19 protein-coding genes are annotated in these 21,815 nt (G+C 41.1%); 10 read left to right on the top strand and 9 right to left on the bottom strand.

Annotated elements, in window-relative coordinates; genetic code table 11:
* Positions 1 to 98: 98 nt before the first annotated feature.
* The 3 genes from HC733_RS12190 to HC733_RS12180 all read right to left on the bottom strand — a co-directional run bounded on the left by HC733_RS12190 (position 99) and on the right by HC733_RS12180 (position 2,815).
* Positions 99 to 560: a hypothetical protein gene (locus tag HC733_RS12190; RefSeq protein ID WP_190365316.1), complete on the bottom strand. Its 462-nt coding sequence runs from the start codon at positions 558 to 560 to the stop codon at positions 99 to 101.
* Between the two features lie 699 nt (positions 561 to 1,259).
* Positions 1,260 to 2,468: a hypothetical protein gene (locus HC733_RS12185; RefSeq protein ID WP_190365315.1), complete on the bottom strand. Its 1,209-nt coding sequence runs from the start codon at positions 2,466 to 2,468 to the stop codon at positions 1,260 to 1,262.
* A gap of 92 nt (positions 2,469 to 2,560) precedes the next feature.
* The gene (locus tag HC733_RS12180) at positions 2,561 to 2,815 is read right to left on the bottom strand and encodes a hypothetical protein (protein WP_190365314.1); all 255 of its coding nucleotides are present in this window, start codon (positions 2,813 to 2,815) and stop codon (positions 2,561 to 2,563) included.
* Between the two features lie 766 nt (positions 2,816 to 3,581).
* Between HC733_RS12180 and nudB the strand changes: the two genes are divergently transcribed.
* The gene (nudB, locus tag HC733_RS12175; RefSeq protein WP_190365313.1) at positions 3,582 to 4,013 is read left to right on the top strand and encodes a dihydroneopterin triphosphate diphosphatase; all 432 of its coding nucleotides are present in this window, start codon (positions 3,582 to 3,584) and stop codon (positions 4,011 to 4,013) included.
* A 283-nt stretch (positions 4,014 to 4,296) separates the two neighbouring features.
* Here nudB and HC733_RS12170 read toward each other — a convergent pair whose 3' ends face one another.
* The gene (locus HC733_RS12170; RefSeq protein ID WP_190365312.1) at positions 4,297 to 6,363 is read right to left on the bottom strand and encodes a M13 family metallopeptidase; all 2,067 of its coding nucleotides are present in this window, start codon (positions 6,361 to 6,363) and stop codon (positions 4,297 to 4,299) included.
* A 347-nt stretch (positions 6,364 to 6,710) separates the two neighbouring features.
* Between HC733_RS12170 and HC733_RS12165 the strand changes: the two genes are divergently transcribed.
* The 5 genes from HC733_RS12165 (at position 6,711) to HC733_RS12145 (ending at position 9,804) form a co-directional block, all read left to right on the top strand.
* Positions 6,711 to 6,896, top strand: coding sequence for a hypothetical protein (locus HC733_RS12165; protein ID WP_190365311.1), 186 nt, complete (start codon positions 6,711 to 6,713; stop codon positions 6,894 to 6,896).
* 126 nt (positions 6,897 to 7,022) lie between these two features.
* Positions 7,023 to 7,976, top strand: a complete 954-nt coding sequence (locus HC733_RS12160; RefSeq protein WP_190365310.1) for an SPFH domain-containing protein — start codon at positions 7,023 to 7,025, stop codon at positions 7,974 to 7,976.
* Positions 7,977 to 7,980: 4 nt separating this feature from the next.
* Positions 7,981 to 8,433 (top strand): NfeD family protein, encoded by a 453-nt coding sequence (locus tag HC733_RS12155; protein ID WP_190365309.1) that lies wholly within the window; start codon positions 7,981 to 7,983, stop codon positions 8,431 to 8,433.
* A 628-nt stretch (positions 8,434 to 9,061) separates the two neighbouring features.
* Positions 9,062 to 9,217, top strand: a complete 156-nt coding sequence (locus HC733_RS12150; protein ID WP_190365308.1) for a hypothetical protein — start codon at positions 9,062 to 9,064, stop codon at positions 9,215 to 9,217.
* Positions 9,218 to 9,243: 26 nt separating this feature from the next.
* Positions 9,244 to 9,804 (top strand): hypothetical protein, encoded by a 561-nt coding sequence (locus HC733_RS12145; RefSeq protein WP_190365307.1) that lies wholly within the window; start codon positions 9,244 to 9,246, stop codon positions 9,802 to 9,804.
* Between the two features lie 94 nt (positions 9,805 to 9,898).
* Here the strand turns inward: HC733_RS12145 and HC733_RS12140 are convergent, their stop codons facing one another.
* A complete protein-coding gene (locus HC733_RS12140) occupies positions 9,899 to 11,290 on the bottom strand; it encodes a YHYH protein (protein WP_190365306.1) in 1,392 nt (463 codons plus the stop codon).
* Positions 11,291 to 11,544: 254 nt separating this feature from the next.
* Between HC733_RS12140 and HC733_RS12135 the strand changes: the two genes are divergently transcribed.
* On the top strand, positions 11,545 to 13,188 hold the full coding sequence (locus tag HC733_RS12135; protein ID WP_190365305.1) for a methyl-accepting chemotaxis protein: 1,644 nt from the start codon (positions 11,545 to 11,547) through the stop codon (positions 13,186 to 13,188).
* Positions 13,189 to 13,238: 50 nt separating this feature from the next.
* Here the strand turns inward: HC733_RS12135 and HC733_RS12130 are convergent, their stop codons facing one another.
* Entirely contained in the window at positions 13,239 to 14,309 is a 1,071-nt protein-coding gene (locus tag HC733_RS12130) for an SGNH/GDSL hydrolase family protein (RefSeq protein WP_190365304.1), read from the bottom strand.
* Between the two features lie 189 nt (positions 14,310 to 14,498).
* Positions 14,499 to 15,959, bottom strand: a complete 1,461-nt coding sequence (locus HC733_RS12125) for an alpha/beta hydrolase (protein WP_190365303.1) — start codon at positions 15,957 to 15,959, stop codon at positions 14,499 to 14,501.
* 20 nt (positions 15,960 to 15,979) lie between these two features.
* Here HC733_RS12125 and HC733_RS12120 point away from each other — a divergent pair, with 20 nt between their 5' ends.
* On the top strand, positions 15,980 to 17,662 hold the full coding sequence (locus HC733_RS12120; protein ID WP_190365302.1) for a LytR/AlgR family response regulator transcription factor: 1,683 nt from the start codon (positions 15,980 to 15,982) through the stop codon (positions 17,660 to 17,662).
* A gap of 181 nt (positions 17,663 to 17,843) precedes the next feature.
* Here the strand turns inward: HC733_RS12120 and ahpF are convergent, their stop codons facing one another.
* A complete protein-coding gene (ahpF, locus tag HC733_RS12115) occupies positions 17,844 to 19,418 on the bottom strand; it encodes an alkyl hydroperoxide reductase subunit F (protein ID WP_190365301.1) in 1,575 nt (524 codons plus the stop codon).
* 67 nt (positions 19,419 to 19,485) lie between these two features.
* A complete protein-coding gene (gene ahpC, locus HC733_RS12110; protein ID WP_190365300.1) occupies positions 19,486 to 20,055 on the bottom strand; it encodes an alkyl hydroperoxide reductase subunit C in 570 nt (189 codons plus the stop codon).
* 259 nt (positions 20,056 to 20,314) lie between these two features.
* Between ahpC and HC733_RS12105 the strand changes: the two genes are divergently transcribed.
* Together HC733_RS12105 and HC733_RS12100 are read left to right on the top strand one after the other, a co-directional pair.
* Positions 20,315 to 20,740, top strand: coding sequence for a DUF3429 domain-containing protein (locus HC733_RS12105; RefSeq protein ID WP_190365299.1), 426 nt, complete (start codon positions 20,315 to 20,317; stop codon positions 20,738 to 20,740).
* A gap of 138 nt (positions 20,741 to 20,878) precedes the next feature.
* Complete coding sequence (locus tag HC733_RS12100) at positions 20,879 to 21,679, top strand: Rossmann-like fold-containing protein (protein WP_190365298.1); 801 nt, start codon at positions 20,879 to 20,881, stop codon at positions 21,677 to 21,679.
* Positions 21,680 to 21,815 lie beyond the last annotated feature (136 nt).

The following is a 21,815-nucleotide window of genomic DNA, read 5'->3' as shown; positions in this document are numbered from 1 at the left end:
AGCAAGACTATATGGCGGGGCTCCGGCATTTTAAGAAAACCATCACTGACTTGAATTGGCAAAATTTGGATGTTAGTGATGTGTTTGAATTTAAATGATTATTTATGGGGATCCCTCAGCTCCATGAGATAGCTTTTCTTTTTCATACTAAAGACACCATCAAATCCCTTTTTAATAGAACCCTCCTCAAGGTTAAAAAACAAGTACTCTTGCTTATAGCCTGCATTTTTCAAATAATAAGCTATAAACAACTCTGCTATCGCTCCACTTCTCGTATTATCATTTTTACTGTACAAGAATTCTCTCAATCGCAATTTAATCAAGCTCAGCTTTTTCCCCAGCTTCCCCACACATATAGAACTAAGGTGCGACTCAAAGTCTTTAATAAAATCCTCTGAATATGCAGAAAAGTCTATTAAATGTAGTTCGGAAGACGAGTCTACTTTTACTTTTTTTACGTTATTTTTCATATCCTCTCTCATACATTCCTGCTCTATTTTCAACCGTAAAAACTCATCGCTGACTTCCATTACTGCATAATCTGGGTTTCTTGCTAGCAACAATTAGGTTACTTCACCTTACACATCAATCTATTTTTGTATATCACGTAATAAAAACCGCTCATCGCCTGTTTCATTAAAACACTCTAAAACAATGGTTGTATTAGTTACCGAACTTGCAAATACTTGTGCGTTTTCAATGTAATATTGGACATCAAATACATAAAAATGCGCTGAATGTTGAGACGTATAGTACGATTTTTGAAAGGCCTTGCTCTCTTTACAACACGGAATACGTATTGCTCATTGACACAAGATAAGAAAATAAATTTATTCATATCACTGGGCGGATTTGACAAAACACTCAATGCTTCTTTTAAACGCATAAAATTCCTTTCATTCCGGTTGTTACTTCCTTAACCGTAGTAATTTGGGTACTGCAACAGCTGCTGTGGTGTGGCTATACAGGCGGGTTACAACATCCTTAACTTAGCATGAAGTTTTGAAGATTTAATAGTGATTTGCGTCAAAAAACATGGAAAAAGTTCACTTTATGTTTACATAAAAGGTAAAATTTCGGTGTAAAAACACAAGGTAAATTTATGCAAACTAGAAATAATAACCGAGTTATTTTTATGGATCGATTACAGTGCATTACAGCAATAAAAAAGCAGCACATGGGTATGTGCTGCTCGTGGTTTTGAACATCCTGGTAAAGCTTTTATCGCTCCTTGGCAAAACTTTTTAGCTGATATTAAATCAGTTTGACGGCTCGGGCTTGCCCACCAATGCCGCTACAACGCTTGCGTAAGCTTTGCGTTTAACAAATTTATCTATGGGGTATTGTGCACCCCAAACTGGGCTGTGATTGCCTTGAGTTGCAAATTCCGTAGGTGCTGTTGTTGAAAAAGTTTGAATACCAAACTTGGTTTCAGTGCTTCCTACAGGGCCTTTCCAAAGTTCGTCCGAGAACTCAAACAAACACGCGCCGTAGTAATAACTTGGGCTTGTCGCTTCTGGGATGGTGGTATTAAATTGGTCGTACACATTCTGTGCTTGCTCGGTTTCGCCGCCAATTCCTTCACTCCAACCTAGTTCACCGTAGTAAAACTTTAAGCTAGGGAACACAGTCGCAAAGCTGGCGTAGTAGTCTTTTAACTGAGAGCCAGTTTGGTAAGAATTAATGGATGCAATAAAGCGATCGTTTAGGCTTTGTGCTGTAAAAGCGTTAAGCAATGCTTGAGTTGCACAACCGCCCATCAAGGTATTGTATGGTGCTGTCGCACTGATGGATGAGTTGATTGGAGTTAAAGCCGTTGTTACAGGGCTACTGAATGGCAAAGTTTGCCCGCTTGGCACACCAAGTGATTGCTCTGCGTCTTGAATATAGCTGGCAATTTTTGCGATATCCTGCGCTTCACAATAACCATATGCTCCCACATTAGAGTTATCAAACTCGTTGCCTATTGCCCACATTACAACAGGACTTGAGTCGTTATCAGTGCCGTAAATCTCGGTCACTATTGCCGTTATCCACTGTTTGAGCGTCGTATCGGTCACTTTGTCCTTACCAGAACCTGTTTTAGGTCCTGCTTCATTACCATTGTCTGTTCTGATGCTATACGCCATACCTGTAAAGAAGTTGCTGATAGGCACAATTACTTTTAGACCACACGTTTTTGCATAACTTAAAAACGGCGTATGGTCACGCTGCCAATAGCCTGATGGCGCGGGCACACTCCAGTTATACATTTTAACTGTGTTAAAACCCATATCAGCAATGTGCTTTAAGTCGTCCCTGCCTTTTGTTGTGCTATCTCCTGGGCCCCATAAATATTTAAAATCTTCATTCGCAAAGTCAGTATCACCGTACTCAGGTGGTGTTGGTATCACTTTATAATCTGAAGGACTGGGTTCCCAATTGATACCATTCAATGGTTGAGGTAAGTGTTCAAAAACGTTAGACATAAGTCATCCTTAATCTCTTTACTTCACAAACCCCAGTAAAACAATCATCCCACTGATCATTTGCGATGTTGAACAAACGGTTTAAGCGAGGATTATTCGCTTATCGCTATCCAATTCATAACGTAGTTCATACCCCAATTGGTAGATTTGATCACAAAGTAGTCTTTGGTCACTTCGGTGATCACGGGTACATCGTTATGCGGGTTATCATCGTCTCTTGGCCCTGCAGGACTAAAAACAACCACTGGTGGTATTGAATAAGGTGAGGGGTTACCGCCACCAAAAGGAATAACTAAATCATCAATATTAGATTTTACTTGGCTGCCCGAGGTGGTAATTTTTTCCATGATGTTCTCCTGTCTTGTTAACTCGTTAATTTACTTATTCTTATAAATAAACGTTAACAGTGTAGACCTAAGCCCTTAATTGGGACATTACATGGCATTACAGATAAATTAACTATTAATTTCAGTGAGTTAAAATAGTAAAAACAACTAAAAATAGCAGTTCGATGTGATATACAGCACGCTAAAAATAAGTTTGGATCAACCTTTCAACAATTCGTTGGATAAGTTAGCTAAGCACAGCTTAGTTGTGCCAATTAGAAGTTTTAAAGGCTTGTGAGTCTAAAACGGCAAGGGACGCTTACCATAAAAAGGTAGGGCTACTATTCATCTGTTTAAAGCGCTCTTCCATGAGCATTGGATTTGCAACAGCTTTGCTAATGGAAAAGTCATTGCGTTGTTCTAACTTAGCGTACAAATGTGGATTAAAAATGGAGACAATCAATTTGTTTAAAAGCAACACCGTCCCTATAACTGCACGGCATGTTAAATATTGTTAAATTATCTTAACTTTTATATTTACAATAAATAAACATGGATGTATCATCTGTGTTGCATTTAAAGCATTATCTCCTTACACAAGTAGATATCGCTATAACCAACAAGGACGTTGGTGGTGTTTTATCTTCCTTAAGCACACTGTTTAGGTGTTGTTATTACTGCGGGTCCACATGTTGGGCCCGCTTTTTTTTGCCTAAATATATTTTTGTATCAATATAGTGATATCATCGTAACAGCATTAATAAACATAGAGTTAGCGTAAGTTGTTATGCAATTAAGAAAGCCTATTTCAGTGTTGGTTGTGATCTACAACGAAGCAAAGGAGTTCTTGCTCATAAAGCGTGCTGATGACGCCTGTTTTTGGCAATCGGTCACCGGTGGCGTTGAACTAAACGAATCATTGCTAGATACAGCCTACAGAGAATTAAAAGAAGAAACTGGTATTGATGCTCGCGCACTTGGCATTGAAATTAAAGACCACCACAGTACTAATCAGTACGAGATACGCCCATGTTGGCGACACCGCTATGTAGAAGGTGCCAAAATTAATACTGAGCATGTGTTTAGTATTTGTGTGCCAAGCGATACTCAAATCAAATTAGACCCAAATGAACACACCGATTATCAATGGCTGACACAAGCTTGTGCGGCAAAAAAAGCTTGGTCACCCAGTAATCGAAAAGAAATTTTGAATATTTAACCTGAATTCGGGTTGTTAACGAGTAGGTTTAATTACGTTCATTTTTTCAAAAAAAAGCATGAGTTACATAGTACCATTCGCTTAAGAGATCCTTACCTTCGCCAGGAAGACAGCTAGTGTTGTTTGGACACTTGCCGCCTCCCTAATTGCACTCGTTATTCTGACTCTATGTCGTCGTCAAACTTGTTTTAGGATCTCACATGTTAGACGAGTAATATTTATGATTTACATGCCTTTTTATGTTTTACAAACCCATCACAGACGGGTTATGCACTCATCATGATTACCAAATTTTCACGCGCTCATTAGCGGGTTTATACAACTTATCACCTTCTTTAAGCGCAAACGCTTCATAAAATGGCGTAAAGTTCGTTAACGAACCGTTGGCACGATATTCTGCTGGTGAGTGATTGTCGGTTACTAAACGTTCACGTAAAGCTTCTTCTCGTATTTTCGCACGCCAAACTTGAGCATAACCAATAAAGAAGCGTTGCTCAGGTGTGTAACCATCAAGCACTAGACGTGGTTTATCTTGCAAAGACAGTTGATACGCTTTGTACGCAACTGTTAATCCCCCTAAATCACCAATGTTTTCACCCAAAGTAAGGCGACCATTTACGTGTGCATCTTCGAACGGTTTGTAGCTACTGTATTGCTCAACAAGGGCATCACCACGTGTTTTAAACTTGGCTAAGTCTTCTTCGTGCCACCAGTTACGAATATTGCCATCACCGTCAAACTGTGCGCCTTGGTCATCAAATCCATGTCCAAGTTCATGGCCAATTACCGCACCAATACCACCGTAGTTTACTGCGTCATCCGCTTGCATGTTAAAGAATGGCGGTTGCAAAATAGCGGCAGGAAATACAATTTCGTTCTTTAATGGGTGATAGTAAGCATTAACTGTTTGCGGGGTCATTTCCCACTGTTCTTTGTCAACTGGCTTGCCAATCATGCCAATTTGACGCTTGCTTTCAAACTCAGCCGCGCGCATTACGTTACCCACTAAATCATCAGCTTTAATGTCAAAGTTATATTCACGCCATTTATTTGGATAGCCAATTTTATATCTAAACTTAGATAGCTTTTCTTGTGCCGCTTGTTTAGTTTCATCCGACATCCAGTCTAAGCCATCAATGCTGATGCGATATGCTGCAATGAGGTTTTTAACCAGCTCTTCCATACGTACTTTCGCTTCTGGCGAAAAGTGCTTTTGTACATAAAGCTTACCAACTTCTTCACCCAATGTACTGCTGGTCAGTCGCACACCACGCTGCCATCTTGCTTGTTGCTCAGTCACACCACGTAATGTTTTTGAGTAAAACTCAAAGTGCGACTTAGCAAACGGTTCGCTCAGTAAGTTAGAAAATTCATTAACGGTTTGGTACTTTAAGTAATCTTTCCAATCAGACACGCTCACTTGCGCAAAAAGCTTACCTAACTCTTCAAAAAAGCTTGGCTGGCTAACAATCACTTTGTCCATTTGAGGTAATTCAAGTGCTTGCGCAAAATTTTGCCAGTCTAGTTGGCCAAGGGTTTTATCCCACTGCTCAGTTGATTGCGGATTGTAAATTAAGCTAATTTCACGTGTTTTAGTTCTATCCCACATGATTTTTGCAATTTTGGTTTCTAACTCTAAGATTGCTCGTGCTTTTTTCTGAGCTTGAGGTTCACCTATCAACTGCAGCTTTTCGGTGATCATTGCAAGGTAGGCCGCACGTAATTCAACAGACTTTTCATCGTCTTTGAGATAGTAATCTCTATCTGGCATACCGATACCGCTTTGCCACATGTAAAGCGCGTTTGTTGTTGCATCTTTACCATCAGGAATAACCGCTAAACCAACAGGCACTTCAATGTTGTAACGCGACAAGTCTCCCATTACTTTACTAAGCTGCTGATAATTATTAACTTTGTCAATCTTGTTCAAGAGCGGCTTTATTGGCTCAAAGCCAAGTTCGTTAAGTTGTTGCTCAGCCATAAAGCTTGCGTAAAAATCACCAATTTTTTGCGCACTGCTTCCAGACTCAGCGGCACCCTCTTTAGCTTCTTGAATTAGCGCATTAACAGCTTTGTCTGAATCATCAGCTAACTTATAAAAACTGCCCCAAGCCGATTTATCGTTTGGGATCTGGGTGTTGTTTAACCAGCTTCCGTTAACATGACGGAAAAAGTCGTCTTGTGCTCTTACACTTGGTTCAAAGTTTTGCGTCTCAATACCAGATTGCACATTATTCGCTACAGCCGCAGCAGACTCTGTTTTTTGAGCATTATCGTTTATTTTTTGGCTACAGCCGGCAAGTGTTGCAAGCCCAACGCAAATTGCCAGAGCTAGGGTTGTTTTTTTCATTGTTTTCCCTGATTGTTTGAGTAAAAACTAATTTCAGGTAAAGATTATCTGGTAAACCAAAATAGAAACAAGATTAAAGTGTGACAATATGTAAATACAGGCCAAAAATAGGAATAAAAATGCAATTATTCAAAAGCTTAATGGAAATTATATATCCTATAACAACAGCTTCTAGAATAGACTATTCGCCACTATTCAGGCGAATACTTAACTTTAAAAATTGGATGTTTCATATCTTGTTATGTGAAACAGTATGATCTTTTCGATTTTATTGATATAAACTCAAGACTTTGCGCATTCACATTTTCAAATGTGCAAAGCTTATTTTTATACTTAAGGAGTAGTAAATGAAATTAACGTTAAAAACAAAAAAACTAAAAGCACTTTCATCAGCTAAAGAGTTAGGTTTAAACCAAACCCCCCATATTGCTGGTGCCGCTGAGCAGCAAACGGGACCAAGCAAATGTACAATGTTTAACCAAGCCAATGCCATAACCCCTTCAAAGCCAAGTATTTGCAGCGAAGCTAAATAGTAGAGCAAATATGGGAGCACTTTGCTTGCTCCTTTTTCTTCCAGCCTTTAATGAACAATATCTAGCCGCAACCTCAGTACAGTGCTAATCTGTTTTTCAGGATTATTTAGCCAATTAAGGAACGTCATGGATCCCGTAAGCCAAATTTTTGAAATTTTATTTAATGTTGAAGTGTTGCTGCTGATTTTTGTACTGGTTGTTTTAAAAAGCAGTATAAAATTTGTGCCACAAAATCGCGCGTGGCTCGTTGAACGCTTTGGTAAATACCAATCAACCAAAGAAGCCGGACTTAACTTTATCGTGCCATTTATTGATAAGATTGCAGCCGATAGAAGCTTAAAAGAACAAGCGGTTGACGTACCCTCGCAATCTGCAATCACTAAAGACAACATCTCGTTGATAGTCGATGGCGTGCTTTATTTTCGAGTACTCGACCCTTACAAGGCTACTTATGGCGTAGACGATTATGTTTTTGCTGTCACTCAGTTAGCGCAAACCACCATGCGTAGTGAGCTGGGTAAAATGGAGCTAGACAAAACATTTGAAGAACGTGATTTATTAAATACCAATATTGTTGCCGCGATTAATAGTGCCTCTGAACCTTGGGGCATTCAGGTCCTTCGCTATGAAATCAAAGATATCGTACCACCTAACTCGGTAATGGAAGCCATGGAAGCGCAAATGAAGGCTGAGCGAGTTAAGCGTGCGCAAATTTTAGAGTCTGAAGGTGATAGACAAGCAGCAATCAATGTCGCTGAAGGTAAAAAGCAAGCGCAAGTACTGGCTGCCGAAGGCGAAAAAGCAGAGCAAATTCTGCGTGCCGAGGGTGAAGCGCAAGCGATCCTTGCTGTTGCCGATGCGCAAGCAGAAGCACTGCGCAAAGTAGGTGAAGCGGCCAACACCGAGCAAGGTCAAAAAGCCATTCAATTAGACTTAGCCACTAAAGCGATTGCCGCAAAAGAAGCTATCGCAAAAGAGTCTTCAGTGGTGCTGCTTCCAGATTCAGGCACTGATGCAAGTTCACTAGTTGCGCAAGGTATGGCTATTATTAACTCTATTAACAAGCAACAAAAAGGGTGAGCGTATGGAGCTGCTGTTAAATAACTTACCGCAATCTCTTATCATCATTGGTATTATCGCTTTAATCATTGAAGTGGCCGTACTTGGCTTTGCCACCTTCGTGTTGTTATTTTTAGGGATCTCGCTAATTTTTAGCGGCACTATGATGTACGCTGGATTGCTCGCCAATGACTGGATGACCGCGCTTTGGGTCAATGCCGTGCTCACCTTTGTTTTAGCGCTGATCTTATGGAAGCCTTTAAAACGCTTGCAACAACCAAGCACTGATGAAGAGATAAGCAATGACTTTGCCGACATCGACTTTGTTTTAGAAGAGGACTTGCATGACAGCAGCCAAGTGTTTCACTCTTACTCAGGTATTCAATGGCAGCTGAAAAGCGAACAGCCACTTAGCAAAGGTACGCGAGTAAAAGTGGTTAAAAAAACCGTTGGCGTAATGTGGGTTAAAGCGTTGTAAGGGTTATGTCGTTCGCAGACTAGCTCCTGAACTACGTCAGGATGACGGGTAAGAAATATAAGAGTTGGAGTTGTGTTATTCAGGGCTAATTTATATAGCACTCTGAACACGCTTCGCCATTTTTAACTTCTTCTCGTCATTCTGAACTATTTCTCGTCTTTCAGGACTTCTTTTCGTCATTCTGAACTTGTTTCAGAACCTCTATAAACTCCCGCACTCTACACTCACCTAAAAAGCGCTGTGCGCATGTGCAGCAACTATACCTTCTTCATTTTTTTTTGACTAAAGCAACATAAACATCCTTCTAGATATATAGCATAAAGCATACATTATCTATCAATACGGCGAATACAATATATTTTATTGTTGAATAAAGCTTACCAATAAACATATCCGACAAGTGGTACTAATTGACTAAATTAATTGTTCAGCGTCGTCGAAAAAAGTACCATAACTTTACCAACATGCGGAATATGTTATCGCACTAGGTATGAGAATATAAATAATTTTATACAAACCAAGCCGTTAGCCCAAAACTAGATTGATTATTTTGTTGCTAGTTTGTGTACCAAGAGTTAATATTGGGCAGTGAGGTGAGGAATGTATACCAGATATAAGGAATTGGATAATGAAAACCTCAATTAAATTAAATATCAAAGCTAAAAAATTAAAAGAGCTATCGAAAGACAAAGCTAAGTTGGTTGGTGGTGGTGCAGAAGATACATCTAGGCCTCATCAGATACAGGGTAGCTATTGGCCAACACTATTTACATGTAATTGCTAGGAAAGTAAAAAGCTTAAGGAGAGATCATGAATGAGATTTTATATAAACTAGGATGGGTTTTAAAAGGAGTAGAATTTTTAATATTACTTTTTTGGCTTCATAAGTTTACAAAAATGCGCTGGAAGTTGTTTTTTGGTGTTAAAAAAGATTTGGCTTCTGTGCAACATCATGAACTTTATTCCTGCTTTTTAACCGCCTTTTGCGTTCTAGTTTTTCACTTACTCGACTCCGAGTTAGATCAGTTTATTTTGAGCATAGAAATGGATAAGCTAGAACACATTAAACTATTTTATACTGCAGGCATTATTATGCAATTTTCCCTAATTGCAACTCTCTTTTGCTTACACCTAGTTCGTGGATGTACCTTTTCTTCTACAGCTCGAATATGCACATACACAACGCTGGTAATTATGATGATGCAGGGAACTGAATTGATTGTAAGAGCCTACTACGATTATCATGAGTTAGGGCTTATTTACATAATAGTCGGTTGGACATGTAACATCATTGCAACTGCTGCATTGGCAACCTACCCCATCCGTTCTCTCAAAGAGCACTTTAAGCAAAGGCGCGCTGCCGCTGAGTAATCTATTTCCAAAACTAAAATTTCATTCATGCAAAAATGGCGACTTGGGTCGCCATTTTTATTACCTACAGATTTATTGCCAATACTAATAAATGTTAATGACTATGACTTACGCCACCTAAATGACGGTGGTCATGTAATAAGTTGTCTAGTGCTTGGCCAGATGGTCTGAACGAGCTATTAACTTGCCCTCGATAACACCCCACCACCCAAGGGTAACTGTCGGTAATATAGTAACCATATTGACCGTTAACGACCATGCCATTACATTCATCAAGGTCGCCCGCACCGCTAATATATTCCCAATCAGAGCGAAACTGCCCATCGTAGTTATTGCTGGCAATCTCCCCAACCCCTGCTTGAGGCGTTTGATAACCTGAGACAGCTTGCCTTGGCCCGCCATTATTTTTTAGTTGGTAACTCGCGCGTGCGGCTCTCACCTCGCCATTTGCTTCAATACAAGGGCCAAAAATAGGAAAGCCATCAGCCGCAAAGCCAATCACAGGCGACACCACTTGGCAGTCAAGATTAAACAAAGCTTTTGGATTACCATGATAGTGATAACGGCCATTGGGTTGCGGATGAGCATTATGACTGTCGGTGCCAAACGAGTTTAGCGGCGACATAGGGTCATAGCGCCACGGGTGATCTTGTTGGTTTGCGCCGCAGCCTATCTTCTCGCGACCTAAAGGCTCATTGCCCACCCCGTAACAAGCTGCGGCCATAATATCCACGCTCACACCATTGAGAAACACGCCGTTTGATACACCAATTTCAACCTCGGTCTTAGTTGCCGACATAGCGGGACTTACTGGCACCGTGTAGCTTGCACTTTGGGTGCTTACATTAGTGGCAAATTGTGCTTGTTCATCGTTAAAATCATGATTTGGGATCTCATTAACCGCAAAGGTGCATTCACTACCATTGCTAGTAATTGACACCTGACCGTTAAAATCCAGCCCTCTTTTAATATCGATAACATACGACTCGTAATCGCCAACATAAGCAGCACAAGAGGCATCACTTTTTACCAGTATTGCATTGGTAATATCTTGACTGCCCGTAGATGATTGTAACGCATTAACAACCACCTCATCTTGTGCGCTATCGGTGCCATCGCTCACGGTCAGTATAAATGTATACACACCTTCAACATCGGGTGTGATCGATGCCGATACGCTCGCGTTGTTGACCAACACCGACTGGCTGTTGGCTGGTGCTGTAGTTATTTTCCACAGATAGCTCAACTCATCCCCATCGGCGTCTTGACTGGCGCTACCGCTGAGCGCTACAGTTTGCCCCACACTAACGCTTTGATCTTGCCCCGCATTAGCCTGCGGCGGTGTATTAACAACAGTAACAGGTTGATTGGTATCACTTGGCTGAGCACTTGTACTTTGGCCACTTGCGCCGCCACAGCCACTTATAGCAATGCTTAAAGCCAACATCGCTATTTTAAGTTCACTATTATGAGAAGAAGCGTGCATATATCCACCTTTGTCGTCGTATATCGCTGGTTGTTAATTGTAGGCTAGTCATACAATGAGGAAATAATATGAAAGTAAATCGCACCATAAAAGGTACACACGCACTTGCTATGCTAATGCCCAATTGGTTTACGTCAGGTTGTTGTTAACCATGCTAAAAAAACGATTGCGGTGATTGATAATAGTTAATTGAATTAGCTAGGTTACCCGCTAGACTTCAGTACACTGTGCTTAACTTAGAGAAGATCATAACAATGGATTTCTTAACAAAAATGACGGTTAAAAGCCGTTTATTCACCGGGTTTGGTTTTATTTTAGCTTTACTTATGCTGTTGACTATTCAAGGGATCCAAAAGGTAAACTTTATCGACCGCACGCTGAGCGAAATTACGGATGTAAATTCAGTCAAGCAGCGCTACGCCATTAACTTTCGCGGTAGTGTTCACGACAGGGCTATTGCCATTCGCGATATAGCCATTGCAGATAATAATGCGCAAATAAATCAATTTGTTAAAGAGATAAGAGAGCTCGAGAAGTTCTATCGCGAATCAGAAGTTAAAATGAACAAAATGCTCAGTGAGGACAGTAGCCAGTTCTCAAGCCAAGAGCGCAATATCCTCTCCCGTATTGACGATATACAAGATGAAACTCTGCCACTGGTTAATAACATCATTGCAGCAAAACAAGCAGGCAACGATGTCTCTAAACAGGTTTTAAACGACGCGCGCCCAGCCTTTATTGATTGGCTGAACACTATTAATGAGTTTATCGATTATCAAGAAAATCAAAACCAAAAAGCCACGCCTGAGGCGCGCTCTGTGGCTGGTGGGTTTCAAAATCTTATGCTGATCTTGTGTGCTATTGCAATTGCCGTTTCCATATTCGTTGCTCTACTGATTGAGCGCAGTTTACGGGCTACACTGGGTGGCGAACCGTTTGAAGCACAAAATGCTATCAATATCACTGCCAAAGGTGATTTAACTCAAACGATTAATTCACCTTACCCGCAGAGCATTATAGGCGCTATTGCTGATATGAATAAAAAAATTATCGGTATTGTCAGCAATATTATCGATGCATCAAATAGTGTTGCAACACAAGTTGAACATGTATCACAGGGCTCTAAGTCGGTACTTAACGCAGCAAAAAATCAAGCAAAGCTAACCTCACAAACCGCTGTAAAACTCAGTGAGATGCGTGAAAGTATCGATCAAGTGTCGCATATTGCCCACCACACCGAGGAAAACTCGGAGCTAACGGCCAAATACGCCGAACAAGGCAGGGAAATAGTTGACGCAACCGCCACCGAAATGGAAAAGATATCGCAAACGGTAAACACAACAGTTGAGCAGATAAGCAAGCTTGAGGAATACACTAAACAAATCGGCGGCATTATTAATGTGATAAGTAGTATTTCAGAGCAAACTAACTTATTGGCATTAAACGCCGCCATTGAAGCCGCACGCGCAGGTGAGTCTGGTCGAGGCTTTGCCGTTGTTGCCGATGAAGTACGTCAGTTAGCACAACGCACAGGCGAAGCCACGTCACAAATAGAGTCAATGATCAACGACGTACAAGCGCAAACTGTGGCCTCGGTGAGAGCAATGGAAACCGTACGACCCCAGGTTGAAAGTGGCAAAGAAAAAACCGTAAAAGCCACAGAGCTACTGCTTAATATTGAACAACAAGCCAGTGATTCTTTAAAGCGTGTTAGAGAAGTTGCACAAGCCTCGTCTGATCAAGTGGCTGTAATAAGCGATATTAACTCTACCATGGAAAAGATAGCTGCGATGTCTGAAGACTTTATAGATTCTATGCAACAAAACGACGCTTCAACAAATACCCTTACTAAGCTTTCTACTAAGCTTAAAAACGACATTTCATTCTTTAAGATTTAAATCGACAACCCCCTGTCACTGGCATAGAAGACAGGGGGCATAACAGCAAACTACATAACCTTATTTAACTTTATAAAGTTAACTAGCTGCTCAGCAATTGCTTTATGCTCTTGCTCGTTAGGGTGCCACACACAACCGCTTAATGCAGAGTAAAATGTATGGCTATACAAATCTGACTCACCTTTGGCTTTGAGCTGCGAAATCGCTTCATTGGTTGCCGGAATAATAAAGTCATATGGGTAAGCTGGACGAGGCATAAATACGATAGGCTGTTTTGGATAACGCGCACGGATAGTGCCAACAAATTCAACCATGCGTTTTATCCAAGCTTGTTTTACTTCTTGAATAGTTTGCCACGGCTCGTGGGCCTGAGGATCGGTACTGAAGTCATTTGTACCTACTTCAATTACGATTAAATTAGGAAACCGGTCTTCAAATTCGCGGTTATCTTCAAACAGAGCGCCTGCTTTATCTAAATAATGTGTAATCGTATGATGGGGTTGGTTACCACTCCAGTTGCGGATCAAGCCAAGACCAGACATAGACACTTGCGTTAAAGTTGACTCTAACATTTGCGCACTGACGTAAGGAAAGGCAAGTCGTGCATTGCTGGTTTGTTGTACTTCTTGCCAAGTGCATTCCCGCTTATTTGACTCGCTGCCAAAGCCAGCACTGATGGAATCACCGATAAATAAAATATGGTTTTGTTGCTGCCATATGCCTTGCAAACTGCCGTCAACATCAAAGCTGAGTATTTCGCTAAAATTGGTAGTATCTTCCGAACGTTTAACCACTTCAATTTCAACCGTTTTGGACGCCAAAGCGCTAAACAGTTCAATTTTTTGTGGCTGGGGGCTATAGTCGGTGACTATTTTTTTATGCAGCTGACCGTCAACCAACACATCAAATTGATTACCCAAGCCTACAATTGTGGCATGTAAGCTTTTGCCTGTTAGTTTTGTTTTAAAATTACTTCCAGGCCAGTTAATGCTGACGTGCCCCTGGTCGTATTGTTTTACTACCCTGCCTTCATAAATCACGCCATGATGCGTTGCGGGGACTGATGCCGCAAACGACGCAGTGCTCAGCAGCGCGCTGAGTAACATTATTGCCTTGTACATGTTGTATGTTCCTTTTTTATGGATTGAAAATACAACATAAATTTAACTTTTGAACAAGGCAATGGAGTTTTCTTCATATTAAAACAGTATGACAATAGTTACGCCATTCACCAGCGAATAAAGCTTTGCCAAACAAGCTGTGCAGAATGTGTTCTGCACTCTTTCTCAAAAATGCTATATATGACTACTTTATTGATTGAAGCTCAAATCAGGAGTAGGTAAATCTATATGCGATTGAGTTACTTTTTCGCCAGCTAAAAACAATTTCATAACATCAAGTACTTCTTTTGAAGAGGTATATAAGTTATGACCCGCATTTTTTACCATTACCTGCGTCAAATTAGTTAGGCCTCGCACTGCAGAGCGCTGCTCCTGTGGGTATGTTCTACCATCGAGTGTGCCTGTAAATAACAAAGTAGGAATATTATTTTTTGGTGCCTCTCTGAAGGTATCACCAAGGTCAAAACTTGCATCAAAGCGATTGAGCATAGGCATCGGAAAGTTTAGCATATCGCCAAGCAAAGATGTTTTAGCTTGTTGATTTACAAGTTTAAGTCTTGAGTCTGAAATCCCTGAAGCGACGTCCATAACTAAGGGCATTAGCTTAAAGCTGATTGCTTCGTCTTTAAATATGCCTCGCTGCAAGACCTGTACGAGCAAATCTGTATTACCGCTATCGATCCCCAAATAAATATGTATCAACATGGCCAAATACTGGTTTGGATCGGCAATCATCATACTCGATAGCATTCTCATATGCTGCTTTTGAAACAGCATGGTCAGCTTACTGCCATCTTTGTTTGGTACTTCCAAAATGATTGGCTTGATATCTAATTTATCATGTACCCGCTTAATCAAGGTTGGCAGATTTGGCACCAAGCCTTTTAATGGCTGTTGATCTATAACCGTTTGTATATCTGTAAAATATTTGTCGCTCATAGCAGGCTGCTTAACTGTTTGTTCTAACCCTTCTGCACTTGCGATAATGACTTTATCAAGGCGCTCTGGGAATAGTTTCATCGCGGCAAGCGCTAAATGACTGCCATAGGATATGCCCCACAGTGTCACTTTATCTGCTTGCAGGTGTTCACGCAGACTATCAATATCATATGCATTTTGAACTGTATTATAAGCTTTAACATCAACACCTTGTGATTTCCAATGGGCTACACATTGATTGGCAGCTTGATGGTATTTGGCACTTATTGTGGCCTCACTGACTTTTTTATTGAGCGGTATTTTTACATCCGAGGTACATGCATCTGGTTGCTGTGACGCGCCAGTACCTCGTTGATCAAGTGCAATCACATCACCATATTCTCGCAGCGCCATAAACAAAGGAAAACGCCGCCACTTAGCCGTCGCAATACCTGAACCACCGGGGCCTCCTGCCAAATATACAATGGGCGCACCTTTAATTTTGCCCGTTGCGCTAAAACGCACATAGTTTACTCTGATCATACGACTAGTCGGATTATCACGGTTTTCTGGCACCATGTAATAGCCTTCGATAGCCTGAGTCTGTTCACCACTGTTGGCAATAAACTCAATGTGCTTTTCATTTTTATATAAACTTGGTGTGGCCAGCCCCCATTGGCTAACAGTTATTAGTCCTGTGCAAACCAGATATATTGCAGTTTTTAGTCTCATAAAACCTCTCCTCAACAAACATGATGACTATTGAGCTGCTAACTGAAAAACAAAGCCAGCAGAATTCTTTAAACGGCTTTAAAACACTGACTTACATGCTAAACGGTAGTAATATCTCGACAAACGGACATGTGGATAGTGCAATTATGATAAGAATCACACTAATAAATGCGATACTTTTACTGGTGTTTTGTGCGCTTTCGTTCGTGGCACATGCTCAAGATAAACTCCTATTCTTACCTTATAACCACGGTGCTACCATATGCGATGTTGACGACCAGATTACTGAAAATACGTTGTTATCGTTTAATGACCTTGGCTGTGTTCACACTACTCTGAAAAGTATTAACCCTCAGTCAAAAAGTATCTGGGTAAAAAGCTATTTCGATTTACCTAATGAGTGGCTGCAACGCCAAAAGCCATATGGCTTATATATTTCAGGCAAAGCGGCAAGTCTTGTATATCTCAATGAACAGCTACTTGGCGCAAATGGATACCCAGCAACTTCGCCACCCGGCACTGAGCCCCAAGAAATCGCTGGCAAAATGGACAGTGTCTTCTACATTCCCGATAACTTGCTAAAAAATGAAAGTAACGAACTTATTATGTATATGTCAGGGCATCACAGTCTTATTGAACTCGATAGCCCTATGCATCTGTTTGCGATTGGGCAATATGGCTCACCGAAACGGTTTATTCAAAACCATAGTGAGTTAGGACTTATCTTGGTGGGCGCATTTTTTGTCGGTGCGCTGTATTTTTTTATTTTGAGCCTTGGTGGCACTGATATTCCCGCTTATAGAATTTTTGCTGCCATGTGCTTCATCGCTGCATGCCAATTGAGTGCTGAAATATCCCGAAAGTTCATCGATTATAGCTATATGTGGCATGACATTCGGCTGATATCGATTACAACGCTATCATTTATATTCGGTACGCTCGTGCTGTTATACAGTTCTAAAAAGCTGGCCAGAAAACACGCTGTTCACTGGGTGTATATAGGGGTTTTAACAACCGCGATTGTACTTGTTTTTGCGCCGGGGTTTGACACTAAAACCACTGCAGCTATTTTCATCCCTTTATTGATAAGCTTAATCCAGCTCATGTATTACTGGCTCAAAAATAAAAGTACACAAACTCTTCGCTGGCTGCTCTTTCAGTTTAGTGTTGCTGTAACTATTGTTATCAGTGCAGCAAGCTTTCACGAAATAATCCATTTTATTATTATCGGCTTGTTACTTTGTTATTTGTTTATTCAACAAGCAGGTGACATTCGTGAACAACAAAATAGACTTCATTATGAACAAGCAAGACTGGCAAAGTTAGAGTATAAGCTTGCCCAAAACACGCAAGCTAAGGTGCCAACAAAGTTAGAAATTTCGATAGCTGGCAAGATTGAATATATCACGACAACCGATATCGCCTTTTGCAAGGCCGCTGGCGATTATGTCGAGATATTTCTCAAAGATAGATCAGAGAAACTTTTTTCAGGCTCTTTAAAGCATCTAGAAACGGTATTGCCAGACACGTTTTTGCGCGTACACCGATCTTACATTGTAAACCTTGCTGAAGTGGTATCACTGTCATCTAATATGACACAAGAAGGGGGCGTAAATATGATCACTTTGACGACACAACACACCGTCCCTGTCAGTAGGCGATTAATGCCAACGGTAAAAGATACCCTTAAACAACAAATTTAATGAACTAAATTGTTTTTGTGTTGCCTACTATTATGATGCTACTAAAATACTAGTTTATGAGTTCAAATGCCAAGGCTTGCCTTGGCATTTTTATGTGTAAAAAAGCCACTCCAGACGAAGAAGTGGCTTTGAATTGCTGGGTGTTGCCAGCTACCTAACAAGCTGGCATGCAATGTTGGGTTTACGCAGCTTGCTCTGATTTTTGTTCGCTATGGCGAATAAGGTAATCAAAAGCGCCTAAGCTTGCGGTGGCGCCAGAACCCATCGCGATTATAATTTGCTTGAATGGTTCAGTTGTCGCATCTCCTGCTGCATACACTCCCGGTACTGACGTTGCACCTTTGTTGTCTATTTCAATTTCGCCAAACTGAGTTAAGGTAACCGGTGAATCCTGCAAAAACTCGGTATTTGGTACTAAGCCAATTTGTACAAATATGCCGGCTAAAGCGACTTCATGCTCCTGCTTAGACACTCTATCGGTATACCGCAAACCCGTTACGCGCTTTCCATCACCAAGCACCTCTGTGGTTTGTGCATTTTTAATAATAGTGATATTGCTCAAGCTCTTCGCTTTTTTAACGAGCACTTCATCAGCGCGCAAGGTGTCGGCGAACTCTAGCACCGTCACATGCTCAACTATATTTGCTAAATCAATCGCCGCTTCAATACCTGAATTACCACCGCCTACCACTGCTACAGGCTTGCCTTTAAATAGCGGCCCATCACAATGCGGGCAGTAAGCAACGCCACGACCTTTGTACTGTGCCTCTCCTGGTACATTCATGTTTCTCCATCGTGCCCCAGTGGCCAAGATTACGGACTTAGCTTTGAGTGTTGCGCCACTTTCAAGTTCTATATTGATTAAGTTATCTAAACTTAATTTTGCTGCACGCTGGCCAGCCATTACGTCAACATCATATTGCTTAACGTGCTCTTCTAGCTGAGCAACCAGCTTAGGGCCTTCTGTGGCTTTTACTGAAATAAAGTTTTCTATGCTCATAGTATCAGCCACTTGGCCGCCAAATCGTTCGGCAACAACGCCGGTATTTAGCCCTTTACGCGCTGCATATACAGCAGCGGATGCACCTGCTGGGCCACCGCCCACAACTAGTACGTCAAATACCTCTTTATCGTTGAGCTTTTGGGCTTGTTTAGCTGCGGCGTTACTGTCTACTTTATTTAAAATATCAGTAAGCGTTACAGCTCCTTGCGAAAATAGTTTGCCATTTAAATACACCGCAGGTACTGCCAGTACATTACGCTCGCTTACTTCGTCTTGGAACAAGGCGCCATCAATCATGGTTGTCTTAATCAACGGGTTTAGTGCCGCCATTAAATTTAACGCCTGAACAACTTGCGGGCAGGTTTGACAACTCAAAGAGATATATATTTCGAAGTTTAATGGCGAATCAAGCGCCTTTATCTGGTCAATGTCATCACTTGACGCTTTAGATGGATATCCGCCAGTTTGTAATACAGCAAGTACCAGCGACGTGAACTCATGTCCCATCGGTACCCCTGCAAAGCGAATATCAGTATCACGTACAGGTGAGTGCACTGTCATACTTGGTTTTCGCACGCTGATATCAGGGTTATTCGTCACAGTGATTTGCTCACTTAACGAGGCAAAATCACTTGCTAGGTTTTCCAACTCCTTTGACTTGTTGCTGTCATCAAGTGCAATGACCAGCTCTACAGGGTCTTTTAAGGCGCTGAAATGGCTTTTTAATTGGTTTTTTAAGTTTTGGTCTAACATGATAGGTCATCCTCACAACAACAAAGATTCAAAGTAAGCTGAGGGTGGCAAAGCCACCCTGTTGTTATTAGATTTTTCCTACTAAATCTAAAGAAGGTGCTAACGTCTCTTCACCTGGCTGCCAAGATGCGGGACATACTTCACCATCATGACTTGCAATGTATTGAGCTGCTTGTACTTTACGTAGTAGCTCTTTTGCGCTGCGACCAATACCTAGGTCGTGAGTTTCTACCACTTTGATCTCGCCTTCAGGGTTGATAACAAATGTGCCGCGAAGCGCTAACCCTTCTTCTTCAATCATCACACCAAAGTTACGGGTAATACGCCCTGTTGGGTCGCCAATCATAGGGAACTGAATTTTCTTAATGGTATCTGAGGCATCGTGCCAAGCTTTGTGCGTGAAGTGTGTATCAGTTGATACCGAGTAAACCTCTACGCCCATTTCTTGGAGCTGTGCATAGTAGTCCGCTAAATCACCAAGCTCAGTTGGGCACACGAAAGTAAAATCAGCTGGGTAAAAGAATACGATTGACCATTTGTCCAGTAAGTCTTGTTCGCTTACTTGTACAAAGTCACCATTGTGGTAAGCAGTTGCATTAAAAGGTTGAATTTTTGTGTTAATCAACGAAGTAGTCATAGTTTTCTCTCTCAGTTAACATAATTAAATAGTGAATTTAAGCAGCGCCATGCTGCTCGTTTTGCTTGACTACTAAGATAGAGAGAATGAACCAATAAATAAAATGGCTTATTTAGATTAAATCAATCAATTTTTTAGATTGCTTTGTGTTTTGCGCTGTAAAAGTGATCTTTTATGAAAAGTTTTCCATAGAAATTATTACCCTAGTCTTGGCTAGGTTATACTCGCACTGTTAATACTAATGAGGAATGAGAGCGCAATGCATCCATATATGAATCACATCCAATTAGGCTATTATGGCGTACTCCCTTTTTTAGCATGTGTGTTTTGGCCGTTATTGTTAGGCTCATCGCCACAAGCGATTGATGCCTTTAGCTTGTATAGTATGGGTATTTTGGCGTTTATGGCGGGCACTTTATGGCGAGCAGGTGAGCAATCGTACACCCATGCAGTTATGGCCGTATTAGTGGTTATTCCTTTTCCGCTACTGGTTTTTGCATCAGCAACTACCACGCTTATTTACTTGGCAGTGTGCTTTCCAATTGTGCTGCTATTTGAACGAGGTATGCCCCCTTGGCAGCAGTATCACAAGGATTATCACAAAATGCGCTTTATCCTTACCTCTGTAGTGTTTGTTTGTCATTTATTTATGATTGCGCAAAGTATTGAGCTTGCAAGAGGTTAAATGACTCATGCCAAATTTAGCGAGTTACATAAAAATTTAACTCAATCCGTTTTCAATAGCAGCGATGTAAGGCAACTATGTCCTGTTTATCAGCAATCGGTGATACAATCCCCGGCGTTTTAACTTAGATGTAGCACTATGATTTTAGAAAAACACTGGCGAGTATTAACCGTTGGCGATGGCGATTTAAGCTTTTCACATGCCTTGCATTCCCTTATACCCTGCGGCCAAGTTACTGCAAGTACGTATGACAGCGAGCAAACTATTCGTGATAAATATCAATATCATGTGCTTGAATTACTAGCCAAAGCAAACATACCTTATGTTGACGAATTTGATGTCACAGACTCAAATGCATGGCAGCGTTTAGCACCACAAAAGTACGATTTAGTGATCTTTCAGTTTCCTCTGATCCCCGCATTTTCCAGTCACAAAGAGTTTCAAGCATCTGAGCTATCGGTCAACACCTTAAACCGGGCTTTACTTCGCCAATTTTTAGATAATGCTCACCACTTTGCACTAGACCCAAATGGTCCCATGCTGTGTTACATCACCTCAAAAGATGTTAAACCATACTGTGAATGGGATTTAGAGGGAGCACTCACCGACAACTCAACCGTTCAATATTTAGGCCAGCAGCCATTTAACATTGCGCAGTTTCCTGGCTATAAAATCCGCAATGTGGACCGTGACAAGCACGTTAAAGATACCAGTGGTATCACTTATGTATTTTCAGCAAAGCCAAATCAAGCGCTGGTAAAACACCTCCATGTACCTCTCTACCTAGGCGATAATCACTGCAGTATTTGCAGGGCGGGCCCATTTTTCAGCGAGACAGACATGCAAGCGCATCTTGATTCCAAAAAGCACAAAGCGATGCAAAAACACCAGCAAGCTTGGTTGAATTATCTGGCAAATTACCAAAGCAATTTGGTTTAGCATTTATCACCTTTTACACCCTCTTAGGAATGATTTTAACAACAGAGGTAACTAGGAAATCGCAATAAAGTTACATCTTGTAAACACAGCGAAATTATCTGGTAAAGACCGTGAATAATGTATACAAAAAACTTGA

This window comes from Pseudoalteromonas sp. S16_S37 (assembly GCF_014694405.1).
Classification (GTDB): Bacteria; Pseudomonadota; Gammaproteobacteria; order Enterobacterales; family Alteromonadaceae; genus Pseudoalteromonas.
The sequence above is the reverse complement of the archived record's forward strand: the minus strand, read 5'-3'. Positions and strand labels throughout refer to the sequence as shown.